14 protein-coding genes are annotated in these 14295 nt (G+C 53.8%); 3 read left to right on the forward strand and 11 right to left on the reverse strand.

Annotated elements, in window-relative coordinates:
• Window positions 1–2: 2 nt before the first annotated feature.
• The 4 genes from ACYQ11_RS09475 to ACYQ11_RS09490 all read right to left on the reverse strand — a co-directional run bounded on the left by ACYQ11_RS09475 (window position 3) and on the right by ACYQ11_RS09490 (window position 3694).
• Window positions 3–1508, reverse strand: coding sequence for a phage portal protein family protein (locus tag ACYQ11_RS09475; RefSeq protein ID WP_459923537.1), 1506 nt, complete (start codon window positions 1506–1508; stop codon window positions 3–5).
• Between the two features lie 115 nt (window positions 1509–1623).
• Window positions 1624–3147: a terminase large subunit domain-containing protein gene (locus ACYQ11_RS09480; RefSeq protein WP_459923538.1), complete on the reverse strand. Its 1524-nt coding sequence runs from the start codon at window positions 3145–3147 to the stop codon at window positions 1624–1626.
• Window positions 3147–3425 (reverse strand): hypothetical protein, encoded by a 279-nt coding sequence (locus ACYQ11_RS09485; RefSeq protein ID WP_459923539.1) that lies wholly within the window; start codon window positions 3423–3425, stop codon window positions 3147–3149. The genes ACYQ11_RS09480 and ACYQ11_RS09485 overlap by 1 nt, the downstream gene beginning before the upstream one ends.
• Window positions 3422–3694, reverse strand: coding sequence for a hypothetical protein (locus ACYQ11_RS09490; protein ID WP_028315193.1), 273 nt, complete (start codon window positions 3692–3694; stop codon window positions 3422–3424). The genes ACYQ11_RS09485 and ACYQ11_RS09490 overlap by 4 nt, the downstream gene beginning before the upstream one ends.
• Window positions 3695–3833: 139 nt before the next feature.
• Here ACYQ11_RS09490 and ACYQ11_RS09495 point away from each other — a divergent pair, with 139 nt between their 5' ends.
• Genes ACYQ11_RS09495 through ACYQ11_RS09505 form a run of 3 tightly spaced genes read left to right on the forward strand, consistent with a single transcriptional unit; the run spans window position 3834 to window position 5325 of the window.
• Window positions 3834–4028 (forward strand): hypothetical protein, encoded by a 195-nt coding sequence (locus ACYQ11_RS09495; protein WP_459923540.1) that lies wholly within the window; start codon window positions 3834–3836, stop codon window positions 4026–4028.
• A 33-nt stretch (window positions 4029–4061) separates the two neighbouring features.
• Complete coding sequence (locus tag ACYQ11_RS09500; RefSeq protein WP_459923541.1) at window positions 4062–4433, forward strand: hypothetical protein; 372 nt, start codon at window positions 4062–4064, stop codon at window positions 4431–4433.
• Entirely contained in the window at window positions 4417–5325 is a 909-nt protein-coding gene (locus ACYQ11_RS09505) for a tyrosine-type recombinase/integrase (RefSeq protein WP_459923542.1), read from the forward strand. Before ACYQ11_RS09500 ends, ACYQ11_RS09505 begins: the two co-directional genes overlap by 17 nt.
• Window positions 5326–5636: 311 nt before the next feature.
• Here ACYQ11_RS09505 and ACYQ11_RS09510 read toward each other — a convergent pair whose 3' ends face one another.
• The 7 genes from ACYQ11_RS09510 to ACYQ11_RS09540 form a co-directional block, all read right to left on the reverse strand.
• Window positions 5637–6170, reverse strand: coding sequence for a hypothetical protein (locus ACYQ11_RS09510; protein WP_459923543.1), 534 nt, complete (start codon window positions 6168–6170; stop codon window positions 5637–5639).
• 88 nt (window positions 6171–6258) lie between these two features.
• Entirely contained in the window at window positions 6259–6534 is a 276-nt protein-coding gene (locus ACYQ11_RS09515) for a hypothetical protein (protein ID WP_459923544.1), read from the reverse strand.
• Window positions 6524–7312 carry a hypothetical protein gene (locus ACYQ11_RS09520; protein WP_459923545.1) on the reverse strand — a complete coding sequence of 263 codons (789 nt, stop codon included), beginning with the start codon at window positions 7310–7312 and terminating at the stop codon, window positions 6524–6526. Before ACYQ11_RS09520 ends, ACYQ11_RS09515 begins: the two co-directional genes overlap by 11 nt.
• A 550-nt stretch (window positions 7313–7862) precedes the next feature.
• The gene (locus ACYQ11_RS09525; RefSeq protein ID WP_459923546.1) at window positions 7863–11165 is read right to left on the reverse strand and encodes a CHC2 zinc finger domain-containing protein; all 3303 of its coding nucleotides are present in this window, start codon (window positions 11163–11165) and stop codon (window positions 7863–7865) included.
• Window positions 11162–13384: an SF1B family DNA helicase RecD2 gene (gene recD2, locus ACYQ11_RS09530; protein ID WP_459923547.1), complete on the reverse strand. Its 2223-nt coding sequence runs from the start codon at window positions 13382–13384 to the stop codon at window positions 11162–11164. The genes ACYQ11_RS09525 and recD2 overlap by 4 nt, the downstream gene beginning before the upstream one ends.
• Window positions 13339–13809, reverse strand: a complete 471-nt coding sequence (locus ACYQ11_RS09535; protein WP_455991759.1) for an ERCC4 domain-containing protein — start codon at window positions 13807–13809, stop codon at window positions 13339–13341. Before ACYQ11_RS09535 ends, recD2 begins: the two co-directional genes overlap by 46 nt.
• An 8-nt stretch (window positions 13810–13817) precedes the next feature.
• Window positions 13818–14291, reverse strand: a complete 474-nt coding sequence (locus ACYQ11_RS09540) for a DUF669 domain-containing protein (RefSeq protein ID WP_028315203.1) — start codon at window positions 14289–14291, stop codon at window positions 13818–13820.
• Window positions 14292–14295 lie beyond the last annotated feature (4 nt).

Below are 14295 nucleotides of genomic sequence, written 5' to 3' on the forward strand. Positions count from 1 at the left end.
GGTCAGGATTCCCGGCGGTCAATGAATCTGCAGGCCGGGGAATCGAAAGTGCGCTCCGTGTTGTGTACCCGGCAACGGTTGGAATCGGGATTGAAGTGGCTGCATTCATCACACAGGGAAGCTGCCGCCGTTGCTTCCAGCTCCTCTGTATAGTGATTGTGTGCCTCGGTATCGAGATCATTGCCGTCAGCGGGAATACCGAGCATCTTTCTGGCGCTGGGCACACTCATGATTCCAGACACCACCATATCGACGACCGGCTTCACCTGCTTTTCATCCATCAGGTCGATGTTCTTACGTTCGGTCTCGCGGTTGGCAGCCTCGATATCCGGGTCCAGATCCATCTTGAGCTGCAGGCTGGAACGGCTGATCAGTTTGCGGTCATAGAGTTCGATGAGCAGTTTTTTGAAGTCAACGGCATCGCTTGGATCGAGGTCGTTGAAGATGAATTGCAACGACCTGTCGGCATGGCCTTTCAGCTCCATCCAGTCATCGAAAACCCAGTCGAGCAGTTTGCGGGCGGCCTGTTTGATCTCCCGGATCATGACCATCATCTTCTGCATGCTCACAGAGGCCGTGGCAAAGTTGGGACCGTCACCGGTCACCAAGGACCGTGAAAGGCCCAGCGCCACCACAATGTCTTCTTTGACCTCCTTGACCTTGTCCTCGACGTTGAGTACCTGGCCATCAGTGCCATGGGTTTCAACATTCACATAGAACGGAACCACAAGGCCGCTTTTCATATCCATCTTGTTGACCATGTCGCGGACCTGTTCCAGCATCCGCTGGTCGGGCATCACCATCTTCTGTCCGAAGGCACCGCCCACTTTGAGTAGGCGGAACGGCGTGGCCCAGCGCTTGGCAATAGCCTGTTCGGCACGGCGGTAGTCACGCAGCAGTTCAATGGCCTGAAATGCGGGCAGAACCAGTGAGTTGCCTCTTGGTGAAAAGCCCGGGGCATCCCATTTCAGGTGGATGACCTGATCCACCGGAAGATCGATGGGGTCGCTGGCGGAGCCTGAATCTTCGGCATATTGCTTGGCTTCGATAAGCTCGCCTTGGGCATACTTCACCTTCACCGAAACTGGATTGACGCATACCACTTCCTCGATGTCCTGACCGGAAGTTGCATATCGTTTGAAGCCGACGGCATCACCTTTGACGAGTAGCTGAAGGATCATGTCCTTTATGAACTCCGATACATCGAGTCGCCATGCGGTGCTGACCGCATCGTCTTTCAGCGTCTCGTCATCGCTGGTGATTTTGATTTCATCCCCGACTGCAAAGGTGCGCCATGAATTGACGCAGTTTTTTACCAGTGGTTCTTCGACATAGTATTCCCAAGCCTTTCTGGCTCGCTCTTCCCATGTGGCCGGAACCGCGTCCGACGCGTTTACCTTGCTGAAGGCTGATGCGTCGAGGGCTGCCGCTGCGGCCATGGGCACAATGGCATATCCATTGGATTCGTTGTCGGGCTGCTCGGTATCTGACTGGGCGTTTGTATCCACGTAATCCTCTCGGGTTATTTCCGGTTTAACGGCCGCACATCTCCCCGCTGTGGGGCGATCGCGGCAACACTAGGGTTACTTACCGGAGGGAGAGGGAAAACGTCGGAAAGGCGGGTTAAATAAAGACCGGCTCTGTCAGAACAGGTTTGAGCCAGACGGTCTCTTCACCGGCAAGGTCGAGGTTGCCTTGCTCCCGAATGAGCATGGCACAGCGCACCGCGTCGATGATGTGGTCGTTGCCTTTGGAGTAGATGATCTTGCCGTCTCGCAGGGTGTAGGTCTGGGTGGTGAACTGGTCTTCAATTTCCAGATCGTCTGACGGGAAGATGATCTGTTTGCGCTGTAGGGCACCGTTGATCAGGCTGGTCATCAGTTCCTTTGTCCGCTTTTTAATTTCCTTGCCATCGCGGACTGTGAGCCGGGTCATGCCGCCGAAGTCAAAGCCTTTCAGTCGGCCTTCCAGTTCCAGCTCTTTGTATTTGTCGAGGGTCAAGAGCTCCTGCACCACGGCCAGTCCGTTGCCGCCATTGTCCACGCCGATTCCCGCCGGAGTGAAATAGCGTTCGAGCAGTGCGATGGTCTGGGCAATGTGCGGATACGATACATGCTCCATGTGTAGGCGCAGCACCAGTTTCAGGATGCTACGATCACCCACCTCGGCTTCCTGAAAGATAACCAGTTCGGTCGGGTCGTTTGTATATCCAAGGTCACCGCCAATCCAGAACAGTCCGGTTCGGGGCGTGAGGTTAAGCAGTAGTTCAAGCCGGTCATAGGCGGCTTCCTCCGTTTCACAATCGCGCAGCTCGGTATCGGTAATGGTGACCTTCTGATATTCCAGCAATTCCTGTCGGCAGAGATTGAACTGCTCCACGTTGAACGTTCCGTAGGAAGGCTTCCCATGTTCCCCAGCGACCTCATGCTGCCAGCCCGAGGTATCTTTGCCACCATAGAACTCCAGCAGCTCCGACTCACGTTCAGAGGTCCAGAACGGATTGAGCCATGATGCCCAGCGGAACACCCTGAACTGTTCCGACATGGTCAGTCGATAGTAGGTAGTGTTTCGCAGGCCGTTGGGTGTGGAATAGATTTTCAGACGGCCGCCTGTTTTCAGGCATTGTCTGAGTGCCTTCCATGCGCGTTCGGAAAGCCACGCTCCTTCATCCACCCAGATCCGGCCGACATGAAGCGAGCGGAAAGCATCGCCATAGGCACCGGCCGGGCGGAAATAGAGAACCGATCCGTTGGTAAACTCCAAACGGAAATACGGCTTCCGGGTGATTTTCGGTTTGCCGTATTTCGAGAGTGCAATGCTGTTCATCAAGTCTTCATTGTGATCCAGCTGGTACTCGATTTCTTCGATGACCGTGTCGAGATGTCCCTGATGAGGAGCGGCAATCAATCCCTGTCCGCCGCGAGTCGTGAAGGCATAGTGCAGTGCATCCGTCGAAAGCACGATCGACTTGCCAACGTCACGGCCATCGAGGTGGATGATGTTTTTATGGGAGCAGCGGAGATCTTCCTTCTGATGGTCCCAATACGACCGAGCCGATCCGTCCCGGTTGTAGAGATATGCTTGTCCCCACAAAACCGGGTCACGGAGTGTTTCGGCCAGCCTGCGCTCCTTATCAGAGACACCCATCAATGCATTCCTTTGCGGATGGCAATCCCAAGAACCGATGAGATCAGCTCTGTGAGGATCTGCTGGACCGCCAATGTGTTCGTCCTGTTACTGACAGCCTCCTCAATATCCAGAATGGCCTGATCAAGTTCCTGCCATTCCACGTATTTCTGCCGGTCGGCTTCCATACGTTCGAATGCGTCGTCTATGCGCCCGGCCGCCAGCTCGGAGCCGATATCGACCAGCGCCTGACCAGCCTCCCGGATCGCATCGCTGTTTTGTTCGAGTATTTGTTTCATTGTTCACTGTCCTCCGGGTTTGTGTTCGCCCAGCTATCCAGTGAATCAATGGCTTTCTGCAGACGCAGGCCGATTCCGACCAGACGCTCTGCATCCGGATGATTGGATTCAACCAGAGCCTTGTTTGCCTCCCGGACATATTCCGGAGTGTAGCGGTTCAGGGTGGATGTTGCCGACTGAATCTGCTCAGGCGGCCTGTACGTGGCACAGCCAGCAACCATACCGGCCAGCGTCAATGGGATTACCCATTCGAGTGCTTTCTTTAACATGTTGCGCTCCTTTGTTTTAGGGTTGTTGAATTAATGCAGAAACATCTCTGCAAACACTTGATTTCCAAGAGGATATAAGCGTCATTGGACATGACGCGGGACGGTCCCGCAGAACCATAAACCGAAGCAGGAGACGCCCATGAAACAGGTAAAAAACAGCGACGACGCCAGAACGGCCTACAAAAAGCGCCAGGACAACATTGCCGAGTACATCCAGCGGATTCAGAAGAAGCTGGCCGCAGATGCCGGGCAATCGAATATCAACTGGGCTCACGTCGGGTCGCTCGGCCATGTCGAAGAGCTGCTCCAGCAAATCGATGAGTTTCTGGGTTAAGCCACCGGCTTCACAAACAAAGGAGTCAATGCCATGACAGAGATGACCATTCATGAAACCACAGCCGCCTTCATCAACCATCTTCGGGAGAACGGCAAAAAGGAACGGACGCTCTACACCTACCGGAAGGACCTCGATCTCATCGAGGGATACTTCGGCAAGGACAAGAAGCTTCAGGAGCTGCGTATCACTCAGGTTGGAAAGTTCCTCAAATGCGATGCGCTGCTGAAGCTCGGAAATGGCAATGCCCGGGCCGAGAGAACCATCGCCAAGACCATCCGCGTGTTCCGGATGATGCTGGTTTGGGCTAAGGATACCGGACTTATCGATGAGCTCCCGCTGCCAAAGAGCACCCCGATGGGACACAGCAAGCAGACGGAGGTGATTGATGCCGAACAGCAGTGATCGACTGGAAGCGGCCATAGAGCGGTTCTGTGCCCACCTGTCGGCCGAAAACAAAGCGGTGGGGACTGTGACCGCATACCGTCGTGATCTGCGGCTGGTGGCCTGTGTGGCCGAATCCTTCCAGCCCGGACTTTGCTGCCAGGATGTGACACCCGGCCTGTTGGACAGTACCTTATCCTCGCCAGAGCTTTTAACTACAGACTCGGGACCAAGGTCACCGGCATCGGTGCATCGGTTGAAGGCGGCGGTCCGCTCATTCTTCACATGGACAACCGATGCCGGGCTTACATCTGAAAACCCGGCCCGGTCGGTTCGCATGAAAAGACTGGCGCAGAAGCCGCCGGTGTTTCTTACGGCTTCAGAAAAGAAGGCGCTGCTGAAAGAGGTCAAAGGCCGCACGGGCTTTGCCGGAATGCGGGACCGGGTCATGATCGAAGTCCTGCTCGGCACCGGCATCCGTATCGGTGAGCTTGAGGCGCTGGACATAGACGATATCGACCTCGATGCAAAGCATCTGAGAGTCAGAGCTAAAGGGAATGTGGTGCAGGTCAAGTTCATAAAAACCGACCTCCGCATCCTGCTGAAAAGATATTTGAAAGAACGATCCCGGCAAAGCACAGCGCCATGCAGCGCACTGTTTCTGTCCAATAGAGGAACACGTCTTTGCCAGCGGCAGATAGCCAACCGGATAGCCTTCTGGCTGAGAAAGGCCGGTATTGAAAAGAACCTGACTCCGCATGGTCTGCGGCATACCTTTGCAACCCACCTATACGGGGCCACCAGTGATCTGCTTGTCGTGCAGAGGGCGCTGGGGCACCGGGATATTTCAACGACCCAGATTTACACCCACCTTGTCGATGGCCAGCTCGAGGATGCTCTCGAAAGACTGTGACAGCATCCTTGGCCTGAACATCCGGAGCGGCTCCTGCTGCTCCTTTTTCGTTCCCGGGCCGCATATTAAAATTGCGGCATATGCTGTTATGCGCGAACAAGGCCATACAGGCCACTTTGGGATTTATGGCGTTATGTGCGCATAAGCCAATAAAGTTGATTTTCTTATGTATGGTCTTATGTGCATAGGATTGGAGGGAAGCGATGCTGAATCGATGGTTCGCACCTTCGATTCGGGAAATTTTGTTTAACTGAAATTTCCGGGAACACGTCTTATCTGAAATTCCTGTCATCTTGAGCCTCCATAACTGCCTAATCCTTCGCGCTCTTTCTTTTCGAGGCTCTGGTGTTATCTGAACTTTTTTTTGGCTTTTTCACGGAAGCGGTCTTCTGGGCTGAGGCTTCACTCACTTTTTCAAGAAGAGCGGAGGCCCATTCGGCCGGTGAAGCCTGTGAACCTTTCGGCTCTTCACCCTCACGGGCAATCTTGGTGGTCTTGAGATCCTTCATGTGACAGCGGATCATCCGGTCGAGACTCTCAGCGGCCTGTGTGTTTCCTTCGATCTGTGCCCGGACCAGCTTCACCGAGTAGATGCCCACCAGCTCGACCTGCAGGAAGTCGCTGGATTTGTTGAACTGAAAGTCCTCGTGCAGCTTTTCGATGATGCTGTCGAACATGACTTTTTCTTCCGGAGTCAGGCAGCGGTCGGCAAAGATGCCATGCTTGAGCGTGCGAAGGTTTCCTTCTTTAGCTCCCGCCTTGCTCTTTGCGTCTTCATGATCTGTTGGTCCCTGATTACGGTGCCAGCGATCCAGATTCTGTTCGTCTTTTTTTGTAACGCCCAAGGGTTATCTCCGGTTTATCAATTTTGTTTCCAAAAGTCGGGGTTCGGGGCGGAAGGCAGATTTAGCCCGTTTTCCCGCACCTCAAGCCTTACATACCGGAAGAGTCCTCAACCTGTCGGGTATCGGTTTCTTTTCTGTGGTCCGCGAGGATCTGATTGACCCGGCGACGTGTGATACCGGCAAGGCTGGCAATTTCATCGGTTTCGATTCCCTGACTTTTCAGGGCAATGACCAGCTGCCTGCGTTCCTTGTAAAAACTGCCCGGTGCTGGAATCCAAAGAATGCCGGAATGATGTTTCTGTACCTCCTTGAGCAGCTCTCTCGGGAGGATGTGTTCGGCATTGGCGTATTTCTTAATGCTCATGGTTACTCTCCACTTTCTTCAACCACGGCTGCGGAACATCCGGGTTGTGAAACCTGAGCGTGCTGGGACGCGGTGTATCCGGGCTGTGGATGATTTCGATATATCTTTCCGTCACGGCACCGATCTTCCGGTCACCGCCGACAAAGCAGACCAGCCCATAGTCCTGACCGCAGGGGAAGCGGTATCGTCCCTGATTCTGGTATAACCTGGCTTCAGACCATTTCCGGGACATGGCTTCCTCCTTGATGGCATCAACCTTGGCCAATGCGTCGGAGCTGACTTGCTCTATACAATTCCAAGCTTCGTTTGGCGGATAAATCCAGTTGTTCTTGGGAGGTTCTGCAGGTTTCTCGGGGTTTGCCGGAACATGGCGGGGAGCTTGGTAATTCTGTGGGCTGAACTGCCGGGATGCCTGCTGTAGAGATTCCTTGCCGAATTTCTGAACCGTGTATTCCTGAAGCGGGTTGAATCGGCTTTTCAGGCTTTCCCATGTTGATTCAGGAAGCTTACCGGCTTTGAAAGCGGACTGGGCTGCCAGCATGCGTGACCGGAGCCATGCGAAATACTCCGGCTCGAGACGTCGATAGGTTTTACCATTGTATTCAACGTCGCTGGCGGACGTGACGGCCCAGTCGAATTGTGCGGTATCCAGATCGGTGGATACAAAAAGCTCGGGCTCCGGTACGCTGCTGTCATTTTCAGCAGGCGGAGCAGCTTGTTGGGAAGGCTCACACTCAGGGGAATCAAGATGCGTGAGCATGGTTTGTAAAAGACTCATGGGTGACCTCCGGAAGTTCGGGTTTATTTTTCTTCCCGTTACTTACCGGAGCCGGAGCCTGAGTGTCGGATGGTAGAAAGCGTAGAAAGGGGTTTCTACGCCAAGAGACCTTTCTACACCCCCTTTCTACATCTCTTAACAGTAGTAATAGCAGTTAGTTATAGATATTTTTGTAGAAAGTGTAGAAAGGTATAGAAATATTACTCACGCATAGCCCCTTTTTTTCAGGTATGCCTTCATCCCATGGTTTGAAAAAATGAACAGTAAGGGGGAGTAATCTCTGAAACCTTTCTACACTTTCTACGCTTGCCGCGTAAAACCATATATAACAGTAACTTGCGCTGTAGAAAGGTGCTCTTTGGACATTCTACATTGTAGAAAGGTCTTTCTACACCGGCGGCCTTTGTAATGATTTTTACAGCAAACCGCCGGTTTCTAATCGTTTTTGCAGCTTGATAATTGTTTTTGCCGGAATGGCCGGGGATATAAACAAAAAGCCCGCAGAACTGAATCCACGGGCCTGACTGAGTGAAAGTATGAAGGGCGAAGTCTATTCGACTATCTGGATGGTATAGAGCTTGGTTCCGTACCGTTTCTGGCTGATGATAACATCGAATCCGGCCTCGCGGATGGTTTCAAGGTCGTTGGCAAAGCGCTGGGCAAACTGCCTCGATGAATCCATTTCAAAGCGCAGACCGAAATCTCTGGCCACACGCTTGAGCGCCACGAACAGCTCCCGGGACAACACCTCCTTGAGGCAGCCGTCTTCTTCAAACTGCACCTGATAGCGGGCAAGGAACTCCTGAGTGTGATCCACCCGGCGATCGTTATACATGTCTTTCCGATCGGCCTCCACGGCTGTTCGCCATGCCTTGAACAAAGTCGAGAGCGCTGTTGCCGTATGGTTGGATTCCCGGGCCGTTTCACGACTGGTCTGGTTGATGGTCTGAATCTGCTGCTTGAAGGCTGGAGCCAAAGTCGACATGCCCTGTTCGATTTGATCCTGAGATGATCCGGCCAGCAGCATCAGATACATCAGGCTGAGGTATTCGTTGCAGCGCCGCTTGTCATGGTTCCCAAGGGCCTCGTGGAGCAATTTCATCGCCTGTGTCCGCATCCCGTCTTTCATCATGGCCAGCACCTCGCTGGTCCGTTTCATCAGAGCGGAAATAATCAGATCCCGGTTGCGCTGCAGGGCTGCAATCACCTCCGACTCGATGAAGCAGTCGTTGCCCTGATTACCGATATCAAAATTGATCACAAAGCTACGGGACTGAATTTCGGACAGTTCGCCGCACAACGGCTCGATGCCGGTGGTATTGAGCAGGCACTTGGTCCGCTCGGTCACGGTCTCGCTGTCGGTGCCGCTCTTGCGTTTCTCCTTGGCAATGCCGGTGATGCTGGTCAGCATGAAGGTGGTCAGGTCCTCGGTCATCTGTTTGACCTCGATGTTGTCGAGGACGATAAGCGGATTCTGGGAACCGTCGGTGTAGTTGGCCGCATCGGTGGCTTTCTTGTGCTGGGGCTCACCGTAAAGCAGAGCCGAAATCAGCTTGCTGGCAGTGGTCTTACCCGAACCGGCCGAACCTTCAAAACGGGTCATAGGACGGGTTCCGGAAAAGTCGATCAGCAGAAAACAGGTCAGCCACGACAGAATCAGAAAACGGTCACCCTGCGAACAAGTCATATTGTTGATTAGAAGATCGACCAGCAGTTTGTCGGCTTCCTCCGACGAGGCATCCTTCAGAAACTTCAACGGCTTCATTTTGCGGGAGCCGTCGAGAATGATCCCGTCGGCGTTCCCACCGTTTTTCAGAATCTCGATGCCATCGGGTGTGATCCGGGCGATCTCATGATCCTGATTGTTCAGGTTGAAATAGACCGTGAAATTGGAAATGTCCGAATGCAGCCACGAGAAATGGTCTCGCACCTGACCACGAATCATCGCCAGACTCGGCAATACCTCGAAAAAGGTGCGACCGCCGTTGGACGTCGGAACCATGCCGGTGTGCTTGTATAGCATGGCCGCATACTGTCTTTTGCGTCCGCGATCGGGTGAATCCATCCAGTAGATGGAGTTGTCGAAATACATAAAAGGCTCACCTGTCTGGGTGTGAAAGAACTGGGCTCCATTGGCGGTAAACCAGTCATAGGCCGCTTCGGCTGCAGCGGTATAATCCGGAGCGCCATTTTCGAGCTCCGTATCGATCAGCACCTCGTCGACCCGGGCGCGGCACGATCCGGGCGGTGATCCGCTGAGGCGCTTGGCTTTCTTCTTTTCTTTCTTGGCACTGTCCCGTCGATTCTGCTGGACAGAGCGAACCTGTTCTTTCAGTGTCGCCATTGGAACCGCTTTACCCAGCCGTTCCTGAACCAGTTTCAGCAGACGGCTTTGCTCCAGCGGTGAATGAGCCGAAATTTCGGCTAGAACCGGCTCGAGCTGGCGGTTTCGCTCTTCCTCCGGGGCATCCTCGGGTAAGCTTTGAATGCCGAACTCAACCGGCGTACTGGCCGCAGAAAGCAGCTCATCAAATTCGGCCTTGCCATTACCGGAAGCAAAGAAGTCGTTCACATCGATCTTGGCGTTGGCCAGTAGCGTTTCTGCCTCCCGGATATCCTCGTCTGAGTGGCCTTCGAGTAATTTGGCCAACTCCCGGGGACCGACAGCTGCCGTCAGGCTGAACCGCTCCTGCAGTTCCTGACGTGCCTGCTGCTGGGACTCATTCAGTGGAATAGTAACCAGCTTCGTATCAATCTTGTGTTCGGCCAGCGTGCGAGCAGTCTGTAAGGCTCCCTTGAGTCCGGCCTCCGAGATTTCATTGTCCTGACAGATATAGACGGTCTTGAGCCCGCGCATCTTCGGGACCAGACGCTCCCAGTCTGCAGCTCTGATTCGTACCGTCACGGGAGAGAGCGCGGAAAATCCCTGCTGCATCAGAGCGATGCAATCGGTCACGCCTTCGGTAATGATGATGTGATCAGGCTTGCCCAGCAGACAGTCTTCATTGAACAGCACCGCATTGTTGATGAATCGGGCAACATAAGGGCGTTGATGTTCATCGTGAACCGGCAGCTTCTTGTACTTTCCCTGTTCCCAGTTTGCATCCGATGTCCATGGTGTCTTGCGGCCAATCATGAACACCACACGGCCACGGCTCCAGTATGGAAAGATGATGCGTTTCTCAAAAAACGGATTCAATCCATCCTGACTGGTCGGGCGAAAGGCTCCTGTAGCGGAAAGCTCCCGTTTGCTGAAGCCATGATCGCCGGAGCGCAGGGCGGCAATGACACCCGACTCATTGTCAGCAAAACCGATCAACAGGTCGTCGATGGTCTCATCACTGATGGCGTATTTTTCTTTCAGCCAGGTCAGCGCCTCCTGATTTTCCTTGAGCCGCTGGTGATAATAGCGGGCCAGCTCGGTCAGAGCATCTTTGACCCGGATCTCAAACGAGCGATCATTTTCCGTCTGCTCCAAGCGTTCCTGCGTGAGACCATAACGCGACAACGGCGGCATTCCGGCTTTTCCAGCGAGGAAGTCACGGGCCTGCCGATGGCTGTCGGGCATAGGGCCGGATTGACCGGCAGTAACCGTTCCCGATTGAACAAACTCGACGAGCTGCAGGACATCTCCACCCACACCGCAGCCGAAACAATACCAGCCCTGTTTGTCGAGCATCACATGAAGCGAGCGACGGGACTGGCTCTGATGGTGCGGGCAATCACACTGGAGCCGCTGCCGGGATTCCTGCGAGATTCTTCCGGCCAGTAGATCCTTTGCCACATCACCGATATCGAGCTCGGTTATCAGGCGGTAGTATTCTCTGACATTATCTGAACCGCCCATGCTCATAATGCCCCCGCACAAGCTGACTGCTCTTCAGGGCAATTCACATTGTTCAAGAGAATGGATAGAAAGGTCTTGCGGTCATCCACCTGACATTTCTTGGCGCAATTGCGGATGCCCCAGCGGTCACCCAGCACAATCGCCGTCTTGCGGGCACGGGTAACACCGGTGTACAGCAGGTTGCGGTGATGCATGAAGGAATGCGCCTTATGGACCACCACGACAGCGCAGGGAAATTCCGATCCCTGAGTTTTGTGGATTGTCAGCGTATATGCCAGCTGGATGTCCTGAAGGTTCGGTGAGCCTTTTTCGATTTCAACCGCCACACCCTCGAAATCAATCAACAGCGTGCCGTTGGACAGAACATCGACCACATGACCGATGGCTCCGTTCATGACGTTCAGGTCATAGTTGTTGCGGGTCTGAATGACCTTGTCGTGTTTCAAAAATGGTGACCGGCGACCGGGTTGTGTTTCCGGAACATTCACATTCCAGAGCCGTTTCTGGATAAGCCGCTGCAGGTCTTCATTGAGTGATTTGGTTCCCAGCGGCCCCTTATGCGTCGGGGTCAACACCTGTACGTCCTTGATCAGATCAAATCCAAGGGCATCGAGTCGCTTGTCAAAGAGGTCCAGCAGGAAATTGCGGGCGGCACCCGGGTCGGTGAACTGATCTGCCAGATACCAGTCTCGGCATCCCTGTGTGCTTGCCTCGCTGGTCTTTCTGACTTCTCCTTTGAGAATAGCGGTGCTGTTTTCCTTCAGGACACCGGCCTGCCTGACCACCTTATCCAGAATGACCGTGGGGATGGCATTTGAGTGAATCAGATCCCGAAGGATATTTCCCGGACCGACCGGCGGCAGCTGGTTGTGGTCTCCCACAATGACAATAGCCGTTCTGGCAAAGTCGACCGCATTGAAAAGGTGCCACGCCAACGGAACATCCACCATGGAAAATTCATCGATGATCAGCATGTCGGCATCGATGGGATTATTGCTGTCCTTGGAAAAGGACTTGCCGTCATAGCCAAGCAGGCGATGGATGGTGGTTCCGGTGCGACCGCTCACTTCCTCGAGTCTCTTGGCCGCTTTGCCTGTCGGCGCGGATAAAACCACCTCCAGATCGCACTCTTCACATACCGCGTTGATGACCGATACGGTGTAGCTCTTGCCCGATCCGGCTCCACCGGATATCAGGCTGATGGAATGCTGCAACGCAGAGTGAACCGCTTCGAGCTGCTTTTCGTTGAGTGTTTCCGCCTGACGCAGAATTAGCTTCTGCAGATTGCGGGTCGATTTGAAATGAGGGTTCGAGGCATCCGCCTTGGTGAAAATGGCGGCGATGTCCTGTTCCATTTTCAGGATATCGGAAAGCGCCACCAGAAAACGTCCCGCGTGTGATTCACAGGAAAGCAGTCTTTCACTGATCAGGTTGTCCAGCGATGCTTCGATACGGATGCGGCTGTCCAGATTATCCATCACCAGCAGCAGATTGGCCTGATCAACAAGGTCCTCGTATTCGACCCAGCAGTTTCCCTGATCCAGCGCCTCGTGCATGCAGTACTGAATACCGGCACGGATTCTTGGCGTGTGGTCTTTGGGCGTACCCAGTTTGCGGGCAATCTTGTCGACTTTCTTGAAGCCGAATCCCCGCAGTTCCCGGATGAGGATGTAAGGATCGGCTTTAAGGATTTCCAGACAGTTGCCGCCCAGCTTATCGACCAGCGTGGTTACCTGATGGTGGGTCAACCCAAAGGCGGAGAGCCATGCCAGGACGGCATTGACGCTGCGGTTTTTACACCATTCATCTTTGAGACGATTAGCGGCATCGAGGGAAATTCTGGCTTTTGATGCGATGATCTCCGGGGATTCAATCAGGGTCTCCTCAAATGAATCTCCGAACTCTTCGACAATAAGGCGGGCTTTGGCAGGACCAATCCCTTTGATATCCGGGTGATTGGCCAGATAGTGAATCAATCCTTCTGGGTTCAAATCAAGATCGTGCTCCATGGCATCGACCTTGAACTGACGACCATATTTCGGATGGGTGGCCCACGTCCCCAAAAGGACCACAGGCTGGTTTTCACGGGCAAACAGGTTTCCGGCAAACTGGATTTCCTCTCCGGTGGCGGTGAGCAAACGGCCTGCTGAAAACTTTGGCCCGGCATAATAAACTCTCTCTATTCTTCCCCGGAGTTTTGCCGGGGAGTTTGTTTTTCTTGGCATTGAGCGAACCTCCGGTGAAAGCGCATTAAAAACTCTTCAACAAACCGGCAGGCTGCCTGACGGTCTGAACAGAAATAAACGGGCACACCGAAGTCGATGATGATGGAGGCAATGGTTCCTATGAGGGCGTTTGGATGGGCGTCGCTCTGGTAGCAGGCACCGAGAACATCCCGGTAATTGGCCTCAACGACGACACAGGCTGCGTCATAATGCCGGAGCTTTTCCAGCTCCTTGTGAAAACGCTTTCGGCCTCGGATGACAGTGGAAACAAAATCCGCCATGGACTTCCTTTCCACCGCCACCCGGGTCTCGAATCCCTCGATGGAGTAATCTCCCGCCGGGAGGGCCTTGCGGATTGACGCAATAGATTCCGAATCAAATCCGTAAGGCTCCTGTTCCCGGGTATCAACGACAACGGTAACCATGCCCATCCTCAAAACGGAATCATGTCGTCCACATCGTGACCGGCCGACGGTGCTGCGGCATCTTCATCCGAAAGCACAATCCGGCGGTTGAAGTAGATGTTCTCGAATTCGTTTTTCGTGCGCTTGGTCACCTCGAGACCGACATCCAGAAGGGTTTCCAGTTTGCCCGGGAGGTCCGAAAGTTTGTCCATCTGCAGGCCGCAGGTATAGAGATCCTGCTTGAGCCATTTCACATTGTCTTTGCTGGCAATGACGTTGTTACGCCAGAGCAGACGGCCTTTATGGGTGGGACCCAGAATCTTCAGCGCCCACTTGAGCATGGGATTGCCGGAAGTTTCCGAGCGGGTCAGTTCCACGCGATCGACCTTGACCTGATATTTCCCGTCGGGAACAGCTTCAAAGTCCTTTTCTTCAACATCCGCAGAAACGAAATCATCGTCGAACTGCGCGAGATCCATGGTGTCATCGTTATTCCAACTCATTGTC

Source organism: Desulfatiferula olefinivorans (assembly GCF_054657895.1).